We start from the raw sequence: 22,520 nt of genomic DNA on the forward strand, positions 1-22,520 counted from the left end.
CTCCAACGAGATCGGATATGAGATGCCGAAACCGCAATTCTTCGTGACGCCCGGTTATGGCGAACGCCTTCGCGCCTCACACCACTATTCACAGGCCGTGAAAATCGGCGATCGGATCGAGACATCGGGCCAGGGCGGCGTGAACGACGATCTCGCCATCCCGCCCTCGCTCGACGACGAGATTGCGCTGGCGTTCCACAATGTCGAGCGAACCCTCGCCACCGCCGGGGCGAGCTGGCGCGACGTGGTGCACGTCAATTCCTACCATGTCGGCGGTTTCCCGCCGGAGGTCAATGCGATCATGACCCGGCTGTTTCGCCAGTATATGCCCGATCACGCCCCGATCTGGACGGAGACCGGCGTCGAGGCGCTCGCCCTGCCGGACATGCGGATCGAGATCCGCGTTACCGCCGTTCTCGCCTGAGGGGCCGGGCCGGCGGCGGGGATCGGGCCGGCGTGCGCCGACACGGTCCTCAACCGCGCGCGGTCATCAGCCCCGGCAGCCACAAGGCGATTTGCGGGAAGGCGATCAGCAACGCGACGGCGACCGCCATCAGCAGGAAGAACGGCGCCGAGGCGAGCGCGACGAACCAGAGCGAGCGGCCCGTCAGCCCCTGCACCAGGAAGAGATTGAAGCCGATCGGCGGGGTGATGAGCGCCATTTCGCCCACCAGCACCACGAAGACGCCGAACCACACCATGTCGATCCCGGCCGCCCGCACCATGCCTTCGACGATGACGATCGTGAGGACGATCATCGAGATCCCGTCGAGGACGCAGCCGAGCAGCATGTAGAAGACGAGGAGCACCAGGATCAGCGCCGTCGGCGACAGCGACATCGCGTTGATCCACGCGGCGAGATCGCGCGGCAGGCCGGTGAAGCCCATCGCCATGGTGACGAAGGCGGACCCGGCCACGAGAAGCACGATCATCGACGTCGTGCGCACGGTCGACATCAACGAGTCCGACAGCGCCGCGAGGGTGAGCTCGCCGCGGATGGCGGCGAGGATCAGCGCGCCGAGGACGCCGAGCGCGGCCGCTTCCGTCGGCGCGGCGATGCCGGCATAGATCGAGCCGATCACCATGACGATGAGGCCGACCACCGGCAAAAGCTCGACGAACCCGCTGAGGATCTCGCGCGGCTTCGCTCGTTCCTCGCGCAGCGCGCGGCCGGTCGGCGTCACGAGGCCCCAGATCATGAGATAGGCGAAGAAGAGGCCCGCCAGCATCAGCCCCGGAATGACGCCGGCGAGGAACAGCCGGGCGATCGATTCCTGCACCAGGACGCCATAGAGGATCATCGTGATCGACGGCGGAATGAGGAGGCCGAGCGTTCCCGCGCCGGCGAGCGAACCGGCGACGAGGCGATCCGGATAGCCGCGCTTTTTCAGCTCCGGCATCGTGATCTTCCCGACCGTCATCAAGGTGGCGGCGGAGGAGCCCGAGATCGCCGCGAACGCCGTGCAGCCCGCGACATTGACGTGAAGCAGTCCGCCCGGCAGCCGTCGCAGCACCGGCGAGAGGCCGTTGAACAGCCCCTCCGCGAGCCGCGCGCGGAACAGGATCTCCCCCATCCAGACGAAGAGCGGCAGGGACGCGAGGCCCCAACTCGAGATGCTCGACCAGACGGCGGTGGCCATCGCCGGCCCCATGGCCCGGCTCGTCGCGAGTTCCATCGCGACCATGCCGACGACGATGAGCGCCGCGCCGATCCACACGCCGAGGCCGAGCACGAGGACGAGAACGACGAGTAGGCCGATGCCGAGGGTAACGGGATCCATCGGCTCAACCGTCCTCGTCGACGAGGAGATTGCCGTCGCGGCGTCGCACCGGGGAGCGGCCGGTCGCGGCGTAAAGGACGAGACCATGCGTCAGCGCGATCGCGAAGACGACGACACCGACGGCGATGGGAAGTTGCGGGATCCACAGCGGCAGCGCGTCCGAGCGGTCGCTGATGTCGCCATAGCGCACCGAGATGCGCACGAGCCGGACGAGATACCAGGCGAGATAGGCGACCACGCCGGCCGTGACGGCGAGCGCCAGCATATCCACCCGCCGCCGCACCGCGCCGCCGAGGGCCGACAATGCAAGGTCGACGCGGATGTGACCGCCGGCGCGGAAGGTGTGGGCGAGCCCGAGGCTGCCGGCGGCGCCCAGCAAGTAGCCGGCCCCTTCGGTGAGGCCGGGCACATAGGCGCCGAAGAACCGGCTCACGATGCTGGTCAGGACGAGAGCGAAGATCGCCACCACCGAGAGCGCGGCGAGGATCGCGCACAGGCCATAAAGGCCTGACAACACCGTGTCCGCAGCGCGCGCGATCGCTCTCATACCGGCCCGTCGATCCTACTGCGCGGCGCGGTAGGCTTCGATGACAGACGCACCCTCGTCGCCAGCCGATTCGACCCATTCGTCGACCATGGTGTCACCGATGGACTTCAGCGATTCGGCAAGTTCGGCGGACGGCTCTTCGACGGTCATCCCGGCTTCGCGCATCGTGTCGATATAGCCCTGGTTCACGGTCTCCATCTCCTGCCAGACGGCGGCCTCGGCCTGCGCCGCAGCCTCCATCAGAGCGGTCTGCGTCTCCTCATCGAGGCCGTTCCAGGTGTCGAGGTTCACGAGCACCACCGACTTCGGCAACCACGCATTCACGAGATAGAAATAGTCCACATAGTCCCAGATCTTCTGGAACACGCCGATGGCGCCGGAGGCCATCATGCTTTCCGCCATGCCGGTGGAAAAGGCCTGCGCGATCTCGCTCGCCTCGGTCCGCGTCGGCACCGCGCCCATCAGCTCCGCAAGGCGGGTCGTCGACGGGTCGTAGGCGCGGAAGCGCTTGCCTTCCATGTCCTCGATCGTGGTCACTTCGCTGTTCACGAAGAGGCCCTGAGGCGGCCAGATCGGCGCGAAGAGGAGCTTGAGGCCGCGTTCTTCGAGGGCCGCCTCGAGCGCCGGGCGGGAGGCGTCGTAAAGGGCGCGCGCCTCGGCCGCGTTGGTGGCGAGGAACGGCACCGTGTCGAGCCCGAAGATCGGCGCCTCGGCGGAGTGCGCGCCGAGGAAGCGCGCGCCGATCGGCACCTGGCCCTCGCGCACCGCACGCAGGATCTCCGACCCGCCATAGAGCGAGCCGCCCGGATGGACGGTGATGTCGATCTCACCGCCGGTGCGCTCGCGCACGTCTTCGGCGAAGGCGATATAGGCCTGGGTGATGAAGTTGCCGGCGCCATAGGCGGTGGGCATGTCCCACTGCTCGGCGGCCGCGGGGGCGGCGGACGCGAGGAGGCCCGCAACGGCCGCCGCCAAGGCGGCCTTGGGGCGGAAGACGGCGAAAATCGGCTCAGACATGGTGGTCCCTTTCGTCGCTGGGCCGCCGCGGCGCGCCCACTGTGGCGGCCCGCTCGGCGTCGTGCATAGATCGTCGGTCGTCACGAAGCGCTTCAGTCGACCACGACGAGTTCGCGTGGATATCGGGTCAGCACCTCGCATCCCGTCGCGCTCACACGGACGCTGTCGCTGATCGCCATGCCGAAATCTTCGCGGAACATCGTCGGGATCACATGGAAGGTCATGTTCTCTTCGAGCACCGTCTCGTCATCGGGACGGATCGCATAGATATGCCCCTCGGCCCAATTCGGCGGAAAGCCGATGCCGATGCCATAGGCGGTCCGGCTCTTGAAATACTTCGCAAGGCCAAGCCGTTCGAGCCCCTCGCGGCAGCGCCGGTCGATCTCGCCGGCGGTTTCACCCGGACGGATCGTCGCGACCGCGGTTTCGAGAAGCGCGATCAACGCCTCGGCGCTCGCCTTCTGCTCATCCGTCGGCGGCCCGACGACAGCGGTGCGCGCCATCATGGCATGATACCGGTCGACGCAGCCCGCCCCCTCGATCAGCACCACGTCGCCACGCGCGATGGTGCGCCGGCGCCAGAGCGCGAAGCAGAGTGCCGAGCGCGGCCCGGACACCACCATCGGCGGATGCCCGATATACTCGCTGCCCGCCGCGATGGAGCCCTGATAGAGCGCGGCGGCGACGTCGTTGTCGCTGGCGCCCGGCTTCACGGCGGCGAGCGCCGCCGCCATCCCGGCCTCCACCGCCGTCGCGGCGCGGCGCATCCGCTCGATCGCCTCCGGCCCCTTGGTGCGCCGACGCATCTCGATGAGACCGTCGCAGTCCTCGAACGTCGCGCTCGCCATGGCGACGAGCTGGCGGTGATCGCGGACACTGAGATAGCGGGAGGTCGTCTCGAGGCCGATCCGCCCGCCCGCGGGCAGCGCGCCCGACAGGACCGCGACCGGATCCTCGGTGTCGAAGATCGCAACCGCCTCGCCGATCGTCGGCAGCGCCAGCGCCAGATCGCGGTTGACCACACGGGTGACGAGAACCGGAAGCCCCTCGCGCGGCAGCAGCATCGCCTGGAAGGTGAAGTAGCCGATGGTCTGATAACCAGTCAGCCAGAACATGTTCTCGGGATCGAAGAGGAGAAGACCGTCGAGATCCCGCGCCGCGAGGTCGGCCTGGATGGTGGCCATCCGCTCGCGCAGCATGTGTTCGTCGAAGGGCAGCTCGTCGCGCCAGATCCGGCGGTCGGCCGCCGGCACTGTGTCGATGGACACCGTTGGGCGATTTCCTTGTTTGAAAAGGTCGTTGTGCCGTACACGGACGGTAGTATAGCCTCAAATCGCTTTTTCGGCGTCTACACGAAACGCAGGTAATGACCCCACGTCAGGTCGAGGTCTTCCGCGCCATCATGCGCGCCGGTTCCATCACCGGCGCGGCCGGTCGCCTCAATCTCAGTCAGCCGGCCGTCAGCAAGCACCTGTCGCTGCTGGAGCAGGAGCTCGGCTTCGGCCTTTTCGAGCGCGGCCACAACCGCCTCGTGCCGACGCTCGAAGCCGAAGCGCTGTTCGAGCAGGTCGAGGCGCTCTATGGCGGCATCGAGGAGCTCGACCGCTTCGCCCAATCCCTTCGGCACAACAATCACGGCGCGGTCACCGTCGCGACGCTGCCGCTCCTGTCGCATCGCTGGATGCCCTCCGTCCTCGGAGGGTTCGCGGCGCGGCATCCCGATATCTCGCTGTCGGTGCCGGTGCGCAGCACGAGCTGGATCGGGCGGGCGGTGGCGGCGGGACGGGTCGATATGGGCGTCGGCCTGCGCTCCGCCGCCCAGCAGGGGATCGAGCAGCACCTTCTGATGCGCCTGCCGCTGGTGTGCGTCTCGCTGCCCGATCATCCGCTGGCGGGGTCCGGCCCGGTGGATCCGGCCGTGCTTCAGCCTTATGACGTGATCACCCTCAGCAATTTCGAGGGCGCCCCCCTCGCGCTCACCCCCGACCTGTCCGACCGTGTCGGGCGGCGGCGGCTCGAGGCGTTCACGGTGGAATTCGCATGCGAGTTCGCACGCGCCGGCGTCGGGCTCGCGATCGTCGATGCGCTGACGGCGATGCACTTCGCGGCCGACGGTCTCGTCGCGATGCCGCTGCGGGCGGACGCGGAATTCGCCCTTGCGCTGATGCGCCCGGCGCGGCGGCGCCCCTCGCAGCTCGCAAGCGTGATCGAGGCGCATCTGATGGACGCCGCCGGCGCGACCGAGGCGACCGTTCGCGCGTTCATGGCGAAACTCTCCGCCCCTCCCCCCTGATCGGCTCGAGCCGGCCGACCGCGCGCCCGGCGCCGATCCAGCCGACGCTGCGGCCACACCCGCAAGGCCTCAGGGATTCGAGGCGGATCAGTCCGCGACGGGTCGCAGCAGCGCGAGGATCGTCTCCGGCCGCAAGGGAAGCTGGTTGACGAAGGCCCCCGTCTCGCCGAGCGCATCGTTCACAGCGCCGGCGACCGCCGGAACCGCGCCGATCACGCCGCCTTCGCCGGCCCCCTTGAAGCCGCCGAGCGTCGCGTCCGTCTCCGATTCGATGTGCGCCATCGTGATGTCCGGGATGTCGCACGTGCTCGGCAGGAGATAGTCGAGGAGCTGGGTGGTCAGGAGCTGGCCGTCTTCGTCATAGACGACGGCCTCCATCAGCGCCTCGCCGATCCCTTGCGCGACGCCGCCATGCACCTGGCCCGCGACCAGCATGGGATTGATCATACGCCCGCAATCGTGCGCCACCGCATAGCGCTCCACGGCAACGCGGCCCGTGCCGACATCGACCGACACCACGGCGGCATGAACGGCGTTGGCGATCGACACGTTGGGCGGATCGTAGAAGGCACGGCTTTCGAGCCCGTATTCCTCGCCGTCGGGTAAGGGCCGCGCTTCGAGCGAATGGGCGATCGCGGCGAGCTCGCGAAAGCTCATCGTCATGTCGGACCCGGCGACCCGCGCCTCGCCGTCGACGAGCTCGACATCCTCCGGCGCGACCTCCAGATGGTGGCCGGCGATTCGCTTCAGCTTCGCCGCGAGCGCCTCCGAGGCGCGGAAGACCGCGCCGCCCGCGACCACTGCCGCGCGGCTCGCGAACGTGCCTGAGCCGAACGGGGTCGTCGCCGTGTCGCCCTCCTCGACGCTGATCGCGCTGGGATCGATGCCGAGATGCTCGGCGATGATCTGGGCGAACACCGTGAGGTGGCCCTGCCCCTGGGTCGACTGGCTGACCGCCGCGACGAGGCGGCCGTCGGCGGTCATGCGCACCGTCGCGCCCTCGAAGCCCGGAACGCGGTGGAGGCCGCGTGTGCGGTAGCGTGAGGCGCCCTGTCCGGTGTGCTCGGTGATGCAGGCGATGCCGATCCCGTAGCGCTTGCCGTCGCGGATTTCGCCGCGCGGGTGGTCGCGTCGGAAGCCGTCATAGTCGATCGCGGCGAGAGCCTGTTCGAGGCAGGCCGCGTGACTCTGTGTGTCGGAGGTGATGCCGGCCGCGTTGGTGAACGGCAGATCCTCCGGCTGCACGAGATTCTTGCGCCGCATTTCCAGCTTGTCGATGCCGAGGGCGGCCGCGGCACGGTCGATCAACCCCTCCTGTGCGAAGTGGGCGATCGGCGCGGCGACGCCGCGATAGACGCCGACGGGCGCGGTGTTGGTGAACACCGAGTGCGTTGCGTAGGCATAATGGGCGAATTTGTAGGCGCCCGGCAGATAGATCGCGCCGCCGCCCGCCTCGGCGCTGGAGCCGAAGGGAAAACAGGCATAGGCGCCGATATTGACGTGGAGGCGGTTGCGCACGGCGAGGATCGTCCCGTCCTGCGCGAGGGCCATCTCCACGTCATAGCGATAGTCGCGCGCGTGGGTACTCGTGACGAAATCGTCCTGACGGTCGCCGATCCACTTGACCGTCCCGCCATGGCGGCGGGCGAGCGCGGCGGCGATCACCTCCTCCGGGTAGACGTGCGCCTTGATGCCGAAGCCGCCGCCGACGTCGGGCGCCACGACGCGGATCCGGCTTTCGGCCATGTCGAGGAGCTCGCCGAGAGAGGCCTGCAGAAGGTGCGGGATCTGGGTGGACGACCAGAGCGTCAGCGCGCCCTTGCCCTTGTCGTAGGAGGCCATCACCCCGCGCGGCTCCAGCGAGACGCCCGCCATGCGCGCGGAGCGGAAGGTGTCCTTCACGACGAGATGGGCCGAGGCGAACACCGCGTCGAACCCCTCCGTCTTGTACTCGCCCGCAAAGGGGATGTTGCCCTCGATATCGTCGTGGACGGCGGCCGCCCCCTCGGCGATCGCGTCCTCGATGGAGACGACGACGGGAAGCGCCTCATAGTCGACGAAAACGGTCTCGAGCGCATCTTCGAGAAGGTAGGGATCCTCCGCGAGGAGCACGGCGACCGTGTCGCCGACATAGCGCACCCGGTCGGTCGGCATCACGTCGCGGAAGGTCGCCTTATAGCCGGGCTTCGGCCGGTCGGGCTCCATGGTGCGGATCGAGGGGGTGAGATCGGCGGCGGTATATCCGGCGACGACGCCCGGCATCTGCAGCGCCTCGGCAAGGTCGATCGAGAGGATGCGGGCGTGCGCGACGGGGCTTCGCACGCAGCCGAGATAGAGCGTGCCCGGCGGCTCCGGCAGATCGTCGACATAGGCGCCATAGCCGCGCAGGAGGCGGTCGTCCTCCTGGCGCGGGACGGGGCGGCCGATATGGCGGAAGACGGGACGCGGATCAGACATGGCTCGCCTCGCGGTTCGCGCGCAGATCTTCAGCCGCGCTCATGACGGCGCGCACGATGTTCACATAGCCGGTACAGCGGCACAGATTGCCCGACAGCGCAGTGCGGACCTCCTCCTCCGTCGGCGTCAGCGTCTCGGCGAGGAGCTGACGCGCCGCCATCAGGAAGCCCGGCGTACAGAAGCCGCACTGGAGGGCGTGGTTGCGGTGAAAGGCCGCCTGGATCGCCGACAGCTCCGCGTCGGGCGCCAGGCCCTCGACGGTTTCGAGCTCGGCGCCGTCGACCTGCACCGCGAAGGTGAGGCAGCTTCGCGCCGTGCGCCCGTCGATCGAGACCGTGCAGGCTCCGCAGACCCCGTGCGCGCAGCCCACATGTGTGCCGGTGAGGCGCAGATCATAGCGCAGGAAGTCGGCGAGGAGGCGCCGCGGCTCGACCGCGCGCCGATAGCGCCGACCGTTGACGGTGACGCTGATGTCGATCTTGTCGCCGGTCACGCGGCCACTCCCATCTTGTCCACGGCGACCCGCACGGCGCGCGCTACGAGCGTCGGCACGAGTTCGCGGCGGTAGGCGCTGGAGCCCTCCAGATTGTCGAGAAGGTCCGCATCGCCGAGCGGATCGGCGACGCCTGCGATGGCGCTCTCGACCTCGCCGAGCGCGCGGCCGGTAAGCGCCTCCTCGAGCGCGGCGAGCCGCACCGGCACCGGCGAGACGCCGATCGCGGCGAGCCGCACCCAGTCGATGCGCCCGCCCGCAATGCGCAGCGCCGCCGCGATCCCCGCGACCGCGAGGCCGTGGCCGCGCATCCCCGTCTCCACGAAGGCGGTGACGGTGCCGGGCGCGAGCACCGGAAAGCGCACCGCCGTCACCATCTCGCCGGGCTCGACGACAGTCGTCAGCGCATCGAGGAAGAAATCGGCCGCGGGGACGGTGCGCCGCCCGCCCTGCCGCTCGATGACGATCTCGGCGTCGAGCGCCACCGCAACGCCGGAGAGTTCGGCGACCGGGTCGGCATGGGCGATCGTGCCGCCGACGGTGCCGCGATGGCGTGTCGCCGGGTGGCCGTTCAGCGCCAGCGCCTCGGCGACCAGCGGGCAGGCCTCGATCACCACCGGCGACAGCTCCGCCTCGCGCTGGCGCACCATCGCGCCGATCTCGAGCACGCCGTCCGCGACGGTGATCGTCGCGAGGTCGGCGCAGGCATTGAGGTCGATCAGCGCGGAGGGCGCGGCAAAGCGCAGGTTCATGAGCGGCACGAGGCTCTGCCCGCCGGCGAGGGGACGGGCGTCCTCGTCCTCCTCGGCGAGCATCCGGAGCGCGTCCGCCTTGTCGGCGGGTCGGTGGTAACGGAAGGCTTTCGGTTTCATCGGGTCGTCACAGGAGGTTCGGAATGAAGGTGACGATCGGCGGGAAGGCCACCATCAGCGCCATGCCGAGGATGAACAGCGCCACGAACGGCCACACCGCGCGGAACACCTGCTGCAGGCTGATCTGCGGCGTCACCGACTGGAACGCGAAGAGGGTGTAACCGAGCGGCGGCGTGATCCCGCCGAGCGTCATGTTGATGAGGAAGAGGAGCCAGAACCACACCGGATCGAAGCCGAAGCTCTTCATGATCGGCTCGAACAGCGGGATCAGGATCAGCATGATCGCGATCTGATCGACGAACATGCACAGGACGAACGGCACGATCAGCATGACGATGAGCATCGGCAGCGCGTCGAGCCCGAGCCCGGCGATGACGTCGACGAGCGCGCGCGTCGAGCCGGTGAAGGCGAGGAGCTGGGTCAGCATCTTCGACATCGCCATGATGATGAGGATCGTGCAGGCGATCGAGGCCGCGGCGGCGAGCGATTCCACGATCATCTTCCAGGAGAGATTGCGGTAGATCGCAGCGGTCACGAGGGCGCCGACGACGCCGGTCGCGGCCGATTCGGACGGCGTCGCGACGCCGAGCATGATGAGCCCCATCACCATGAAGATGACGATGAGGAACGGCAGGCACCGCACGACCGCCATCACCTTCTCGCGGCCCGAGACCTCCGTCACCTCCCCCGCCGAAGGGGGCGAGCGCGACGGGTCGATCCCGACGACGATGAAGACGTAGCCGAGAAAGAGGGTCGCAAGGAGAAGGCCCGGCACCACGCCCGCGACGAGGAGCTTCGCAATCGACACGTCCGCGATGGTGCCGACGATGATGGCGAGGATGCTCGGCGGAATGATCGGCGCGAGGCTCGCCCCGGCGAGGATGGAGCCGGCCGACAGGTTCACGTCATAGCCGCGCTTCAGCATCCCCGGCACCGCGGCACGGCCGAGCATGGCGGCGACGGCCATCGCCGATCCCGACAGCGCGCCGAAGACGGCCGAAAGCACGATGACGAGGACGTATTGCCGCCCCTTCACGCGGCCGACGAGCTTGTCGACCGAGTTGAAGAGGACGTCCATCGTGCCGGAGCGGAAGAGGAGCTCACCCATCAGGATGAAGAGCGGGATGCTGGCGAGCGATGTGGTCGTGGTCGCCTCGTAGAGGCTGTTCACGAACATCGAATAGCCCGCCGGCCCGATGATGGCCGCGATGCCGACGATGATGACGACGAGGAAGGACAGGAAGATCGGCGTTCCGAGGAGGAACAGGCCGAAGGCGAGTCCCCCGCCGATCGAAAGGTAGGTGTACCAGGGCAGCATCAATGAGCCTCGGTTGCCGCGCCACGGGCGGCGGGGGCGAGCGGAGCGGGCTGACGGTCGGTCATCGTCAGTATTGAAGCGCCTCGCGCGCCTCGTCCGGCGGCCGGACGACATGGCGCAGGAAGTGGATCGCGGCGAGGAGGAGGCCGAAGGTGATGAACCCCGTGACCCAGTATTTGGGGATCGGCTGGTTGGCGATCGTCATGATCCCCTTCTCGGCCTGGCGCACATTCTCGTTGAAGGAGAGCCACGCCGCGTAGCCGCAGAAGACCGCGCCGAGAAGATCGATGAAGCGCAGGAGCCGCTTTTCGGTGGCTTTTCCGACGCGCTCGAAGATCAGCGTCACGGCGACATGGCCACGTGTCGCCGTGACCTTAGGCAGGAGGAGGAAGACGCCGGCGCACAGCGCGTACCCGACAAGGTCGGCGGCCCATTTGGTCGGCGCGGTAAAGAAGTACCGCGCCACCACTTCGTAGACATAAGACCCGGTGATCACGACCAACATCACCGTGCCCAAGACGAAGGCGACGGTCGTGAGGGCATCATGCAGCTTGATGAAGCTCGTCCAAAGCGCGCGCATCGTGATCACCGCCCTCGCCTGTCGCGCCGATTTACTCGGTCATGCCCTTTTCGCGGGCGAACGCGCGAAACTCTTCCGCCTTTTCGCCGGACTGCTCGGCCGCCATCGACCACGCCTTTTCGGCGAAGGCCTTTTGCGCCTCGGCGCCCCACGCCTCGTCCTGCTCGTCGATCCGCGCACCGCACGCGATCATCTGCGCGTCCTCGTCGGCGAGGATCTCCTCGAAGGTGGCGACGGTGTTCTCTTCGAGCTTCTCGCCCTCGGAGAGGAGGAGTTGCTGCTCGCTCTCGTCGAGCGCGTTGAACTTATCGAGGTTCATGAAGATGAGGTAGGAGACCGCGCCGAAGGACGGGCGCACCATGTTCGGCGTCACTTCGCACAGCTTGAAGCCGATCGCGCCGACCGCCGGCCAGGAGATGCCGTCGACGATGCCGCGCTCGGCCGCGGCGTACATCTCGCCCGCCGGAAGGATGACCGGGGCACCGCCGAGCGCCTCGATGAGCCCGTGATAGACCGAGGTGCCGCGCACCTTGAGGCCGGTGAGCTTACCGTCGGCCATCGGTTGCCGCAGCAGGATCTGATAGCCCGTCAGCGCCGTCGGGATCGAGATGAGCTTGAGGTTGTGGTTCTCCTGATAATACGCGTCGAGCCAGTCCCACACGCCCGACTCGCGCCGCTTCGCCGGGTCGCCCTCGATCGCGTCGATCGCCGTCGAGATGCCGGTCTCGCCGCTATGATAGCCGCCATGGGTGAACAGCAGGTCGAAGATGCCGAGAGAGACCGGCTGGAGCTGCTCGAACGGCGGCACCGCTTCCGGTCCGGTCATCGTGATGGTCGTGTCTCCGCCGGAGGCTTCGGCGACCGAATCCATGAACACCTCGACGATGTTCGGAACCGCGGTGTAGCTCGCGTCCCAGGACGAGAGCAGCCGCAGCTCCGTCGCGCTCGCCGGGCCGGAAAGAGCCACGATCGCCGCGGCGAAGGCAGCGCCAAACGAATATCTCATGCAACTTCCCCTTCGAGAATTAGAGCGTAGACGTAGGAGATTGGGCGTCACGCGAATTCCTCGAATGAGAGAGTAGATTGCGTTTCTTGTCAACGAATCTGCGTGATTATTGACGACTGGCGTTGTCCGGGTGACGATGCCTGAAACGTTGATTTTTCTTTGCATACACACAATTGCACAAAGTCACGGCAATGGCCGGACGATTGTGCGCCACAGGCGAGCCAAATCTATGCAGTATGTGCGCCTCGGCCGCAGCGGCCTCAAAATCTCACGTATCGGGCTCGGCGGTTTCTCGTTCGGCGACAAGGCGTGGCAGCCGTGGGTTTTGCCGGAAGACGAGAGCCACCCGATCATGGCGCGGGCGATCGAATGCGGCGTCAACTTCATCGACACCGCCGACATGTATTCCAACGGCGTGAGCGAAACGATCATCGGCCGTATCTGGCCGGACCTTGCGCGGCGTGAGGAGCTAGTGATCGCCACCAAGGCGTTCGGCGTCACCGGCCCCGGCCCCAACGAGCGTGGCCTTTCGCGCAAACACCTCTTCGACGCGATCGACGGCTCGCTGACGCGCCTCAAGACCGACTATGTCGACCTCTATCAAACCCACCGGACCGACCACGACACCCCGATCGAGGAGACCCTCGAAGCGATGCATGACATCGTGAAATCGGGCAAAGCGCGCTATTTCGGAATGTCCAACGTCCTCGCCTATGAGCTGATGCGGGCGATCGCGATCTGCGAGAAGAACGGCTGGACGAAGCCCATCTCGGTGCAGAACCACTATAACCTCGCTTATCGCGAGGAAGAGCGCGAGATGATCCCGCTCTGCATGCTCGAAGGCGTCGGCGTGACGCCGTGGAGCCCGCTCGCGCGCGGCTTCCTCGCCGGCAAGACGACGCGCGGCGGCGTGACCGGCTCGACCCGCGCCGAGGCCGATCCCTTCATCCAGCGCTTCTTCTCCGGCGACGCCGACTATGACGTGCAGGACGCCGTCCGCGCGCTCGCCGCGGCGAAGGGCGCTTCGATGGCCGAGATCGCCATCGCCTGGATGTTGTCGAAGCCCTATGTCGCGGCGCCGGTGATGGGGGCGACCAAGCCGGAGCAGATCGAAAGCGCGGTCCGCGCGCTCGATGTGAGCCTCACCGCCGAGGAGATCGCCGCCCTCGAAGCCCCCTACAAGCCCCACCCGGTGCTGCTTCACCTGTGACGGCATGGGGCTTGCAGGCGCGGAGGACAGTCAATTTATAACGTGTACATATAAATTGACTTGCCGGTCATCGGCTGGAAGTATTGTGTACACGTTGAATTATCGCGCCGACGAGCGCTCCCGTCCGGCCCCGTTCGCGCCTGTGGCGACCGGCGCCGACCGGCCGCTCCGGCATGGGGAGAAGTGACATGACGTCGATGCTCGAAGTCTTCCGCAAGGAATTGGAGCTTTGCAAGGTCGGCAGCGGCCAGACGCTCGCGGTCCTGACCGAAGACGGCAATCGCCAGGATTATGCCGACGCCTTCCTCGCCGCAGCGCAGGAACTCGGCGCCTCCGCCTTCCAGCTCAACCTCTCGCGCAGCGGCCAGGGCGGCCGGGGCGACCGCGCCGTCGGCGCGACCTCGCTCGCCGGCAACCGCCCCGCGATCGAGGCGCTGAAGTCCGCCGACATCGTGATCGACCTCATGTTCCTCCTCTTCTCCGAGGAGCAGATCGAGATCACCGACAGCGGGACGCGCATGCTCCTCGTCGTGGAGCCATTCGAGGTGCTCTCGGAGCTGCTGCCGAACGAGACGCTGCGCAAGCGCGTCGAGGCTGGCGGCGAGCGCCTCAAGAATGCGCGCACGATGCGCATCACCTCCCCCGCCGGCACCGACGTCACCTACGAGCTCGGCAAGTACCCGACCCTCACCGAATATGGCTACACCGACGAGCCCGGCCGCTGGGATCACTGGCCCTCCGGCTTCCTCTTCACCCAGGGCAATGACGAGGGCGTCAACGGCACCGTGGTGATCGGGACCGGCGACATCATCTTCCCGCTGAAGCGCTATGTGGTCGACCCGATCACGCTGACGATCGAGAAGAGCATGGTCACCAAGATCAGCGGCGACGGGCTCGATGCCGCGATCATGCGCGACTACATGGAATCCTATAAGGACCCGCGCGCCTACGCGATCAGCCACATCGGCTGGGGCCTCAACGAGCTTGCCCGCTGGAGCCAGCTCGCCACCAGCGCCAATATCGGCGAGGAGATCGGGATGCACGGGCGCGCCTTCTACGGCAACGTCCTCTTCTCCACCGGCCCGAACACCGAGCTCGGCGGCACCAACGACACCATGTGCCACCTCGACATCCCGCTGAAGGGCGCGAGCCTGTGGCTCGACGGCGATCATATCGTCGATCTCGGCAAGATCGTCCCCAAAGAGATGCAGCCCGCCTGATGGGGACGAACCCGATCGGAGGATGGCTGAAGCGTGACGGTGTGCTCCTGCACACCTTCACCTATGAGGGGGACGGGCCCGACCTCCTCCTCGTCCCCGGCATCACGAGCCCCGCGATGACGTGGGGCTTCGTCGCCGAGCGCCTCGCCGAATTCGCGCGCGTCACCGTCGTCGACGTGCGCGGGCGCGGCCTCTCGGACCACACGCCCGGCCTCGATTATTCGCTCGACGCGCTGGCGCGGGACACGCTCGCGGTCGCCGCGACGCTCGACAAGCCGATCCTCGTCGGCCACTCGATGGGCGGGCGGATCGCGGTGGCGGCGAGCGCCATCGACCCCGCGGCCTTCGCCCGCACGATCGTGGTCGACCCGCCGGTCAGCGGCCCCGGCCGCCGTCATTATCCGAGCCCCCTCCCGCCCTATCTCGAGATGATGGACGAGATCGCGCGCGGCGGCGGGATCGAGGCGGTGAAGCGCACGCTGCCGACCTGGACGGAGGCGCAGTGCCGCGCCCGCGCCGACTGGCTCCCGACCTGCTCGGTCGAGGGCGTGGTCGCGACCTACGAATCCTTCCACGAGGAGGACATGCACGCCCTCCTGCCGAAGGCGACGCTCCCGATGCTGCTGATCTACGCCGAGAATGGCGACGTGGTGCGGGAGTCGGACGCGGCCGAGTTCAGCAGCCTCGCGCCCGATTGCACGGCCGAGCGGATCGACGGCGCCGGCCACATGATCCCATGGGATCGGCTCGACGCCTTCATCGCCTCCGTGCGCGCCTTCGCCCTCGCCTGACGGCCGGTCCGAAGCGGCTCAGGCCGCTTCGGTCGCCTTCAGGAACGCGTCGCGCTCCATCAGCGTGGCGTATTTCTGACTCATGTCGAAGAGGTTCGCCTCGTGCGGGCCGATCGCGCGGTCGCCGACACAATCGGTCAGCACGACCGGCGTGAACCCGGCATCCATCGCATCGACGACGCTCGCGCGCACGCACCCGCTCGTGGTGCAACCAGCGACCGCGAGCGTCCTCACCCCGCGCCGTGTGAGCCACGGCCCGAGATCGGTGCAGGCAAAGGAGGACGGCGTGCGCTTGCGCACGACAAGCTCACCGTCGGCCGGCGTCAGCTCCTCGACGATCTGGGAGAGCGGCGAGGATTCGGTGAGGACGAGCAGGTTCGGCAACTTGGTGGAAAAGACGTTTCCGTCCGACCCGTCATCGGCGAAGACGATCCGGGTGTGCGCAACCGGCCAGCCCCGCTCGCGCGCGGCGGCGAGGAGCCCCTCGGTCTTCTCGATCGCCGGGCCGATATTGCCACCGCCGAAGACATCCGGCGAGGCGAAGCTCGCGACGAAATCGATGATGAGGAGACCGATGGGAGGCACGACGGGAAGCGCCCCACCGAAACCTTGCCGCTGATAGACCGAGACGTCGTCGCTCATTCGCTCCGTTCCTTTCAGGCCGCCGCAGTGGTGCGCAGCGGCTCGCCGAAGACGTCATAGCCGAAAACCCAGCTCGGGTCCGTCTCTTCGCGTAGCCACGTGTTGTAGCGCGAGGTGGCCTGGACGCGGGAGGTCCGCTCGTGCCGGTTCAACTCGTAGAGCTTGAAGGCGGTCGTCACGTCGTCGCCGGTTTCCTTCAGGCAGCGCACGAGCATCGCCGCGTCCTCGATCGCCATCGCGGCGCCCTGCCCCATGTGCGGCTTCATCGGGTGGCACGCATCGCCGAGAAGGACGACCGAGCCCTCGCTCCAGAAGGGCAGCGGGTCGCGCTCGAAGAAGGCCCATTTGGTGATGCCGTCGGCCGGCGCGCACTCCAGGATATGGCGACAGTTCGGCTCGAACCCGGCGAAGGTTCCGACGAACTCGTCCTTGCTGCACGGCAGGAACGAGGCCTCGGACGTCCACTCGGGATGCGGCGCGCCGGTGACGATATACACCTCGTCCCGGTTGTGGGTGATGTAATAGACGATGACATGCAGCTCCGGCGCCCACCATTTGGTGAAGTCCTGCATGTCGAAATTCGTCAGGAGCTCGCGCGGATAGAGCGAGCGATGGCCGACGACGCCCGTATAACGCGGCTTCTCCGCACCGAGGAGCACGTCGCGCACGCACGAGTTCAACCCGTCCGCGCCGATCACGATGTCGGCGGTCGCGCTGGTGCCGTCCATGAAGGCGAGGTTGATATCACTCCCCTTCGTGTCGAGCCCCACGAGGCGCTTGCTGAATTGGATCGAACCCGGCGCGACGGCGTCGACGAGGACTTTGTGGAAGTCGCCGCGATGGACGGTGAGGTAAGGCGCGCCCCACCGCTCCACCGACACGTCGCGGATCGCCATGTCGCACAGCACCTCGCCGGTGTCCCACATGCGCGAGATCCAGGCCTCGGGCTGGACGCCGGTCTCGATCAGACGTTCGCCGACGCCGGCTTTGTCGAGCACCTTGACCACGTTGGGGCCGAGATGGATGCCGGCGCCGAGGCGGGAAAAGCCCGGCGACTGCTCGTAGACGTCGACCGAGTAGCCCTCTTTTTGAAGGAGGATCGCCGCCACAGATCCACCGAGACCGGCGCCGATCACGGCCACTTTCGGTTTCGTCGTCATCCCGTCTCCTTCCGCGTCGCCGCCGTTCCGGCGCAACGCTTAAACTGCGTCCACGTGCATATTTTACTACGTGTACAAAATAAATTTCAACACAGATTCGCCGACATCCGCCGACTCACTCACGGCAGGATCGAACGTAAGCACACTATCGTCAGATCATGAGGCTCGGCAGGAAGAGCGCGATCTGTGGGAAGGCGATCAACAGCGCGAGAAGGATCAGGTCGATGACGAGATAGGGAAAGGCGGCGCGCGCGACGTCGCTGATCGTCGTCCCTTTCGGCGCCGCCCCCACCATCACGAAGAGGAGGAGGCCGAACGGCGGCGTCATGGTGCTCATCTCGAGCGCCAGAAGGACGATGAGGCCGAACCAGACCGGATCGAAGCCGAGCGACTGGGCGAGCGGGATGAAGATCGGGATCGTCAGCATCATCTGCGACGTCTGATCGATGAACATCCCGAGAAAGAGCAGCACCGCGAACATGATGAGGAGCATCGGCAACGGGCCGAGATCGAGCGCGCCCGTCATCTCGATGAGACCGGCCGTCGCGCCGGAAAAGGCCATCACCTGACTGAAGGTCAGCGAAGCAAGAAGGATCGCGAGCAGCATGGTCGAGACCTTGAGGCTCGCCTTCAACGATCTGTAGAGCGTCTGAACCGTGAGGAGGCGGAAGGCCGCCGCAACCACGAGCACACCGAGCACCCCGAAGGCGGCCGACTCGGTCGGCGTCGCGATGCCGAGAATGATGAGACCGATGACGCAGAAGATGATGACGCCCGTCGGCAGGAGGTTCGTGACGACGAGGCGCAATTTCTCCCGGGTCGTCGCCGGATCGACAGGATATTGCGGCGCGATCTCCGGGTTCAGGCGGACGCGGATATAAATGTAGACCACGAACATCAGCGCGAGCAGCAGCCCCGGCAGAACGCCGGCGATGAGGAGCGCGCCGATATCGATCTTCGCGAGGCTGCCGAGAAGGACGGCGAGCGCCGATGGCGGGATCAGCACCGCAAGGCCGCCGGTCGCCATGATCGGCCCCATCGCGAAGCGCTTGTCGTAGCCGCGGGCCTCCATATCGGGGACCAGCATCGAGCCGAGCATCGCGGTGTTGGCGATGCTGGAGCCGGAGAGCGAGGCAAAGAGCGACCCACCCGCGACGCTGATATAGCAAAGCCGCCCCGGCACCCGCCCGAAGAGCCGGTCGATCGCGTGGAACACCCGCTTCGACACGCCGGTGTGGAAGAAGAGCTCGCCCATCAGCACGAAGAGCGGCACAGGGACGAGATAGAACGCGCTGATCGAGCGCGACATATTGAGGATGAGCTGATGGAGCCCCGCCTCGCCGCCCATATAGAGAAACACGCCGACGATGTTGGCGGTGAGGAAGGCGAAGGCGACGGGCATCCCGATCGCCATCATCGCCATCACCAGGCCGAGCATGACCGACAGCGGCGCGATCCAGCTCATCGCCGCACCCCGGCGCCGGAACGAAGAATGGCCATCCCCGTCAGTGCTCCTGCAGCTCGCTCGAGAAGACGCCGCGCCAGGCAAGGCGGGCGAACTCGATCGTGAGAAGCGTGAAGCCCACCGGCATCGTGACGAGGACCGTCCAGCGCGGCACCGCGACGGAGCGAATATCGTAGCCGGTGATGGTGAGCGTCGCGCGTGTCGCGTAATAGGCGACGATCGCGCAGGAGAGCGCCGCGATCACGAAAGCGACGCGGCGGATCTGGATTTGCGCGGCGGGCGGCAGCTTTTCGAGGAATGTCGTCACGGAGACGTGGGCGTGCTCGCGCAAGACCCAGGGCGCGGCGAGCACCGTCATGTGCAACATGCCATATTCCGTCGCCGACATGGTGAAGGCCGGCGGCTGGATCCGCAGCGAGCGCAGCGACACGTCCCAGATGATGGCGACGAAGATGAACGCCAGGATCGCCCCGCCGATGATGGCGCAGATATTGACGATCCAGTCATAGACGCGAACCGCGTCCGCCCACACTTTCGACAACGGAGGATCCTTTCCGGCTGCGCGGCCCAGGATGGCCCGGCACGCGGCCGGACCGGCCTCGATCAGTTCTTGGACGGGTCGTAGAAGGCGCCCTTCAGCTTCTCGACCTCTTCGGGGGCGACATTGGCCTTCATGTCCTCCCACAGATTGCCGATGGCGGCGTCGACATAGGCCTCGCGCGCAGCGCCTTCGAGGTCGATATCGACGATCCCCGCCTCGTGGAGCGTCTGCTCCTCGGCGATGGCCTGTTTCTGGTAATTCTCGTGGGCGGTGATCTCGTTCTCGGCGATGACCTTCGTCAGCAGCGCCTGCGCCTCTTCCGACAGACCGTCCCATTTCGACAGGTTGGCCATCAGCGCGATGTCGCCCTGCCGCCAGCTCGGCGCGATCCTATACTTGATGAATTTCGGCCAGCCATCGTCCGTCACGGAGACGGACGTCCAGACGAGCCCGTCGATCACGCCGCGCTCCATGGCAGCGTACATGTCCGGCGGGAAGATGCTGATCATGATGACGCCGAGACGGTCGAGGAAGGTCTTGTAGGGCGAGCCGCCGCGGATCTTCCAGCCTTCGAGGTCGACCGAGCCGTCGTCGTTCATTTCCGGCTCTTTGAGGAGGTAGATGTAGAAGTTATAGCCGGAGCCGAAATAGCCGAGATATTTCGTATTCACCCGCTCCTCGAAATAGGCGCTGAGGAGGTCGAGGGCGCCCCTTTCGCGCAGCTCGGCCGCGGACAGGTTGCTGCCATTCTGAGCGACCGCCTCCGGCACGTCGCCGGAGAAGAGCGAGGATGCGCCATAGAAGAGATCGACGACGCCGCCCGAGAGCGCCTGCAGCATCTCCCCGCTCGGCATCGCCTCGGGCCCGCCGAGAAAGTCGATCTGGACGACGCCCTTGCCCTGCTCGTTCACGTCCTCGATCAGCGCGAGGAGCGGCTTGTTGAGATTGTGCGTCTTCGGATAGGCGGAAATCAGACGCAGCCGCGCCTCGGCCGCTTCGACGGGCTGGGCGAACCCGGCGACCGACACCGCCAACGCCACGAACGCCACGGCCGCGGCCCGCAGGCACCAACGTGCGCGCATTTCATATGTGTACATATAAACCCCCGATTCTGATCCGAGCGATCGCGCATCGAGACATCCGGGTACGACAGCGCGACCATTCCGCCGAACTCGGCTTCCAGCCCAACGTTAGCGCTACTCTTTGACTTTGAGCAAGTTGGACAAGTGCCGAGATTTGATGCGACCGCCCGCCGCGGCATTATTATGTATGCCCTGATTCTGGGCAATCCTCGCGGCAGGCATGACACCATGGGGGACGCGCCGGCTTGCGGCGGCCATCCCCGGCCCGGCTCTCGCGCCGGAGATCAATTGTCGGCGCTGATTTTCTTCAGGAGGTAGGTGAGCGCGACCTGTTCGGCGACCGAGAGGCCCTGAAGCGTCAGGCGGGTGATCTCACCGGCATTGGCGACCGATCGCGCGACGCTTTCCGCTCCGATATCGGTGAGCGAGACGAGGACCTTCCGCCGATCCGCTTGATCGGGCGAAAGGGCGACGAACCCGCGATCGCGCAACCGCTCGACGACACCGCGCATCGTCGCCGGGTCCACGGCCGTCGCGCGGCCGAGCGTCGTCAGCGACGCCGGCCCCTGCTCGGCGAGTGCGCACAAGACGCACAATTGCACCGATGTCATCTGCGGATCGGGCGACAGCTTCTGGAAGATCGCCGTATGGCGCTGATAGGCCTTGCGCAGAAGGTGGCCGGCCTGCTCGGAGAATTCGTAGCGCTGGCTTGCCTCCGGCAGCGTGAGCGCGTCGAGAGACGGCCCGTCGATCGCCACCGGCTCAACCTCGGCCGAACGCACCTTCTCCGCACTCTTCCGCTTCCGCGCTACCGCCACGAAACCCTCACCTGTCGTAAGTTGGCCGCAATCGTCCAAGGATGCGGCAAATATGTTTATCGGATTTTCACGCCAGTCGCATCCTGCCGCTCCGTATCCGTCCCAAGGACGGCCCGCGACCGGCGGTCTCTCCAGGGATCGACGACCGGACTGCCGATCCGTCGGCGCGCAATGCCCGCTCGTGGTCACGGCGCGGCGCGCCAATCGTCGCCCGCATCGAGGAGGCTCTCTGACGACCGGCCGTTGCGGGAATGTTGTGCTCTTCGCCGCCGCAGCGCACTCTGTTGTCCATGGCGACAACAGTCGATCTCATCGAGATGCAAGCCTTCGTCACGGTGGTGACGCGTGGATCCTTCACGGCGGCCGCGGAGGATCTCGGCACCGACAAAGCGCGCGTCAGCCGCATTGTCCGGCGGATCGAGGAAAAGCTCGGCGCGCGCCTCCTGAACCGGTCGACACGGCGGCTCGGACTCACCGAGGTCGGGCGCGAGTATTTCGAGCGGGCTTCGTCGATCCTGATGGCGGCCGAGGCGGCGGAGGCCGTCGTCGCGGATCGGAGCCGCGCACCGACGGGACGCCTCAACGTGACCGCCGGAGCCGAATTCGGAACGAGCCGCGTCGACGGATGGATCGCCGCCTTTCTCCACCGTTGGCCGGCGGTGACGGCGCACGCGGAATACACCAACCGTCTCGTCGACATCATCCATGAAGGGATCGACGTCGCGATCCGCATCGGCCCACTGGACGATTCGGAGCTTTCGGCCCGCCGGCTCGGAGAGCTCGCTTATGGGCTCTACGCCGCGCCCGAATATCTGCGAGGAGCGGCGCCGCTTCGCACGATCGAGGATCTCGATCATCACGACCTCATCATGCATGCGCCGCGCGGCCGTCCGGTCTGGACGCTCGTCAATGGCGACGAGACGGTGAAGGTGACGAAGACGCCGCGCTGTACGATCGACAACACCGTGAGCGCCCGGAATCTCGCACTGTCCGGGCTGGGGGTCGTCCAGCTCCCGCAATACTTGGCCGATCCCTATGTGGCCGAGGGGGCCCTTTTCCATGTCCTGCCGGGCTGGGGGCGCCTTCCCGTGCCGGTCCACGCCGTGTTCGCATCCACCCGCTATGTGGATCCCAAGGTCCGCGCCTTCGTCGACCTCTGCCGCGATCGATTCGACGGGAACGGCGAAAGCCGGGGCTGAGCGGGCGCCGCATTGTTGCCCCGACCGG

22 protein-coding genes are annotated in these 22,520 nt (G+C 66.8%); 6 read left to right on the plus strand and 16 right to left on the minus strand.

Translation table 11 applies throughout. The features are described 5' to 3' along the window. Window positions 1–22 precede the first annotated feature (22 nt). A complete protein-coding gene (locus L1787_RS16205) occupies window positions 23–424 on the plus strand; it encodes a RidA family protein (RefSeq protein ID WP_235709869.1) in 402 nt (133 codons plus the stop codon). A 49-nt stretch (window positions 425–473) separates the two neighbouring features. Here L1787_RS16205 and L1787_RS16210 read toward each other — a convergent pair whose 3' ends face one another. From L1787_RS16210 to L1787_RS16225, 4 genes are all read right to left on the minus strand, one after another. Continuing rightward, window positions 474–1,781: a TRAP transporter large permease gene (locus tag L1787_RS16210; protein WP_235709870.1), complete on the minus strand. Its 1,308-nt coding sequence runs from the start codon at window positions 1,779–1,781 to the stop codon at window positions 474–476. Between the two features lie 4 nt (window positions 1,782–1,785). Then, window positions 1,786–2,328: a TRAP transporter small permease gene (locus L1787_RS16215; protein WP_235709871.1), complete on the minus strand. Its 543-nt coding sequence runs from the start codon at window positions 2,326–2,328 to the stop codon at window positions 1,786–1,788. A 15-nt stretch (window positions 2,329–2,343) separates the two neighbouring features. Next, window positions 2,344–3,345: a TRAP transporter substrate-binding protein gene (locus L1787_RS16220; RefSeq protein ID WP_235709872.1), complete on the minus strand. Its 1,002-nt coding sequence runs from the start codon at window positions 3,343–3,345 to the stop codon at window positions 2,344–2,346. Between the two features lie 92 nt (window positions 3,346–3,437). Further along, window positions 3,438–4,613 (minus strand): M24 family metallopeptidase, encoded by a 1,176-nt coding sequence (locus tag L1787_RS16225; RefSeq protein WP_235709873.1) that lies wholly within the window; start codon window positions 4,611–4,613, stop codon window positions 3,438–3,440. A gap of 98 nt (window positions 4,614–4,711) precedes the next feature. On the opposite strand from L1787_RS16225, the gene L1787_RS16230 reads away from it, so the two are divergent. After that, window positions 4,712–5,638: a LysR substrate-binding domain-containing protein gene (locus L1787_RS16230; RefSeq protein WP_235709874.1), complete on the plus strand. Its 927-nt coding sequence runs from the start codon at window positions 4,712–4,714 to the stop codon at window positions 5,636–5,638. 87 nt (window positions 5,639–5,725) lie between these two features. Here L1787_RS16230 and L1787_RS16235 read toward each other — a convergent pair whose 3' ends face one another. The 6 genes from L1787_RS16235 to L1787_RS16260 form a co-directional block, all read right to left on the minus strand. After that, entirely contained in the window at window positions 5,726–8,095 is a 2,370-nt protein-coding gene (locus tag L1787_RS16235) for a xanthine dehydrogenase family protein molybdopterin-binding subunit (protein ID WP_235709875.1), read from the minus strand. Next, window positions 8,088–8,588, minus strand: coding sequence for a (2Fe-2S)-binding protein (locus tag L1787_RS16240; RefSeq protein ID WP_235709876.1), 501 nt, complete (start codon window positions 8,586–8,588; stop codon window positions 8,088–8,090). Before L1787_RS16240 ends, L1787_RS16235 begins: the two co-directional genes overlap by 8 nt. Further along, window positions 8,585–9,460, minus strand: coding sequence for an FAD binding domain-containing protein (locus L1787_RS16245; RefSeq protein WP_235709877.1), 876 nt, complete (start codon window positions 9,458–9,460; stop codon window positions 8,585–8,587). Before L1787_RS16245 ends, L1787_RS16240 begins: the two co-directional genes overlap by 4 nt. A gap of 7 nt (window positions 9,461–9,467) precedes the next feature. Then, window positions 9,468–10,778: a TRAP transporter large permease gene (locus L1787_RS16250; RefSeq protein WP_235709878.1), complete on the minus strand. Its 1,311-nt coding sequence runs from the start codon at window positions 10,776–10,778 to the stop codon at window positions 9,468–9,470. A 67-nt stretch (window positions 10,779–10,845) separates the two neighbouring features. Next, window positions 10,846–11,358 carry a TRAP transporter small permease gene (locus tag L1787_RS16255; RefSeq protein WP_235709879.1) on the minus strand — a complete coding sequence of 171 codons (513 nt, stop codon included), beginning with the start codon at window positions 11,356–11,358 and terminating at the stop codon, window positions 10,846–10,848. A 31-nt stretch (window positions 11,359–11,389) separates the two neighbouring features. Further along, window positions 11,390–12,364 (minus strand): type 2 periplasmic-binding domain-containing protein, encoded by a 975-nt coding sequence (locus L1787_RS16260; RefSeq protein WP_235709880.1) that lies wholly within the window; start codon window positions 12,362–12,364, stop codon window positions 11,390–11,392. Between the two features lie 229 nt (window positions 12,365–12,593). Here L1787_RS16260 and L1787_RS16265 point away from each other — a divergent pair, with 229 nt between their 5' ends. The 3 genes from L1787_RS16265 to L1787_RS16275 all read left to right on the plus strand — a co-directional run bounded on the left by L1787_RS16265 (window position 12,594) and on the right by L1787_RS16275 (window position 15,585). Continuing rightward, window positions 12,594–13,574: an aldo/keto reductase gene (locus L1787_RS16265; protein ID WP_235709881.1), complete on the plus strand. Its 981-nt coding sequence runs from the start codon at window positions 12,594–12,596 to the stop codon at window positions 13,572–13,574. 188 nt (window positions 13,575–13,762) lie between these two features. Then, window positions 13,763–14,794, plus strand: a complete 1,032-nt coding sequence (locus L1787_RS16270) for a 2,5-dihydroxypyridine 5,6-dioxygenase NicX family protein (protein ID WP_235709882.1) — start codon at window positions 13,763–13,765, stop codon at window positions 14,792–14,794. Further along, window positions 14,794–15,585, plus strand: a complete 792-nt coding sequence (locus L1787_RS16275) for an alpha/beta fold hydrolase (protein WP_235709883.1) — start codon at window positions 14,794–14,796, stop codon at window positions 15,583–15,585. The genes L1787_RS16270 and L1787_RS16275 overlap by 1 nt, the downstream gene beginning before the upstream one ends. An 18-nt stretch (window positions 15,586–15,603) precedes the next feature. On the opposite strand, the gene L1787_RS16280 is transcribed toward L1787_RS16275, so the two are convergent. From L1787_RS16280 to L1787_RS16305, 6 genes are all read right to left on the minus strand, one after another. Then, complete coding sequence (locus L1787_RS16280) at window positions 15,604–16,227, minus strand: isochorismatase family protein (protein ID WP_235709884.1); 624 nt, start codon at window positions 16,225–16,227, stop codon at window positions 15,604–15,606. Between the two features lie 14 nt (window positions 16,228–16,241). Further along, window positions 16,242–17,387: an FAD-dependent monooxygenase gene (locus tag L1787_RS16285; RefSeq protein WP_235709885.1), complete on the minus strand. Its 1,146-nt coding sequence runs from the start codon at window positions 17,385–17,387 to the stop codon at window positions 16,242–16,244. 151 nt (window positions 17,388–17,538) lie between these two features. Next, a complete protein-coding gene (locus tag L1787_RS16290) occupies window positions 17,539–18,852 on the minus strand; it encodes a TRAP transporter large permease (protein WP_235709886.1) in 1,314 nt (437 codons plus the stop codon). A 40-nt stretch (window positions 18,853–18,892) separates the two neighbouring features. After that, window positions 18,893–19,384, minus strand: a complete 492-nt coding sequence (locus tag L1787_RS16295; RefSeq protein WP_235710071.1) for a TRAP transporter small permease — start codon at window positions 19,382–19,384, stop codon at window positions 18,893–18,895. A gap of 71 nt (window positions 19,385–19,455) precedes the next feature. Continuing rightward, window positions 19,456–20,490 carry a type 2 periplasmic-binding domain-containing protein gene (locus L1787_RS16300; protein WP_235709887.1) on the minus strand — a complete coding sequence of 345 codons (1,035 nt, stop codon included), beginning with the start codon at window positions 20,488–20,490 and terminating at the stop codon, window positions 19,456–19,458. Window positions 20,491–20,759: 269 nt separating this feature from the next. Next, complete coding sequence (locus L1787_RS16305) at window positions 20,760–21,293, minus strand: MarR family winged helix-turn-helix transcriptional regulator (protein ID WP_369415103.1); 534 nt, start codon at window positions 21,291–21,293, stop codon at window positions 20,760–20,762. 290 nt (window positions 21,294–21,583) lie between these two features. On the opposite strand from L1787_RS16305, the gene L1787_RS16310 reads away from it, so the two are divergent. Further along, window positions 21,584–22,492 (plus strand): LysR family transcriptional regulator, encoded by a 909-nt coding sequence (locus tag L1787_RS16310; RefSeq protein ID WP_235709888.1) that lies wholly within the window; start codon window positions 21,584–21,586, stop codon window positions 22,490–22,492. The last annotated feature ends 28 nt before the right edge of the window (window positions 22,493–22,520 follow it).

It is taken from the genome of Acuticoccus kalidii (assembly GCF_021556395.1).
Taxonomy (GTDB): Bacteria; Pseudomonadota; Alphaproteobacteria; order Rhizobiales; family Amorphaceae; genus Acuticoccus; species Acuticoccus kalidii.

What these genes read in the sequence shown, in the direction of transcription:
- L1787_RS16235 (WP_235709875.1), bottom strand. Translation starts at nt 8,095, where the DNA reads ATGTCTGATCCGCGTCCCGTCTTCCGCCATATCGGCCGCCCCGTCCCG.
- L1787_RS16300 (WP_235709887.1), bottom strand. Translation starts at nt 20,490, where the DNA reads ATGTACACATATGAAATGCGCGCACGTTGGTGCCTGCGGGCCGCGGCC.
- L1787_RS16290 (WP_235709886.1), bottom strand. Translation starts at nt 18,852, where the DNA reads ATGAGCTGGATCGCGCCGCTGTCGGTCATGCTCGGCCTGGTGATGGCG.
- L1787_RS16275 (WP_235709883.1), top strand. Translation starts at nt 14,794, where the DNA reads ATGGGGACGAACCCGATCGGAGGATGGCTGAAGCGTGACGGTGTGCTC.
- L1787_RS16265 (WP_235709881.1), top strand. Translation starts at nt 12,594, where the DNA reads ATGCAGTATGTGCGCCTCGGCCGCAGCGGCCTCAAAATCTCACGTATC.
- L1787_RS16220 (WP_235709872.1), bottom strand. Translation starts at nt 3,345, where the DNA reads ATGTCTGAGCCGATTTTCGCCGTCTTCCGCCCCAAGGCCGCCTTGGCG.
- L1787_RS16210 (WP_235709870.1), bottom strand. Translation starts at nt 1,781, where the DNA reads ATGGATCCCGTTACCCTCGGCATCGGCCTACTCGTCGTTCTCGTCCTC.
- L1787_RS16245 (WP_235709877.1), bottom strand. Translation starts at nt 9,460, where the DNA reads ATGAAACCGAAAGCCTTCCGTTACCACCGACCCGCCGACAAGGCGGAC.
- L1787_RS16310 (WP_235709888.1), top strand. Translation starts at nt 21,584, where the DNA reads ATGGCGACAACAGTCGATCTCATCGAGATGCAAGCCTTCGTCACGGTG.
- L1787_RS16205 (WP_235709869.1), top strand. Translation starts at nt 23, where the DNA reads ATGCCGAAACCGCAATTCTTCGTGACGCCCGGTTATGGCGAACGCCTT.
- L1787_RS16230 (WP_235709874.1), top strand. Translation starts at nt 4,712, where the DNA reads ATGACCCCACGTCAGGTCGAGGTCTTCCGCGCCATCATGCGCGCCGGT.
- L1787_RS16285 (WP_235709885.1), bottom strand. Translation starts at nt 17,387, where the DNA reads ATGACGACGAAACCGAAAGTGGCCGTGATCGGCGCCGGTCTCGGTGGA.
- L1787_RS16215 (WP_235709871.1), bottom strand. Translation starts at nt 2,328, where the DNA reads ATGAGAGCGATCGCGCGCGCTGCGGACACGGTGTTGTCAGGCCTTTAT.
- L1787_RS16260 (WP_235709880.1), bottom strand. Translation starts at nt 12,364, where the DNA reads ATGAGATATTCGTTTGGCGCTGCCTTCGCCGCGGCGATCGTGGCTCTT.
- L1787_RS16255 (WP_235709879.1), bottom strand. Translation starts at nt 11,358, where the DNA reads ATGCGCGCGCTTTGGACGAGCTTCATCAAGCTGCATGATGCCCTCACG.
- L1787_RS16270 (WP_235709882.1), top strand. Translation starts at nt 13,763, where the DNA reads ATGACGTCGATGCTCGAAGTCTTCCGCAAGGAATTGGAGCTTTGCAAG.
- L1787_RS16280 (WP_235709884.1), bottom strand. Translation starts at nt 16,227, where the DNA reads ATGAGCGACGACGTCTCGGTCTATCAGCGGCAAGGTTTCGGTGGGGCG.
- L1787_RS16250 (WP_235709878.1), bottom strand. Translation starts at nt 10,778, where the DNA reads ATGCTGCCCTGGTACACCTACCTTTCGATCGGCGGGGGACTCGCCTTC.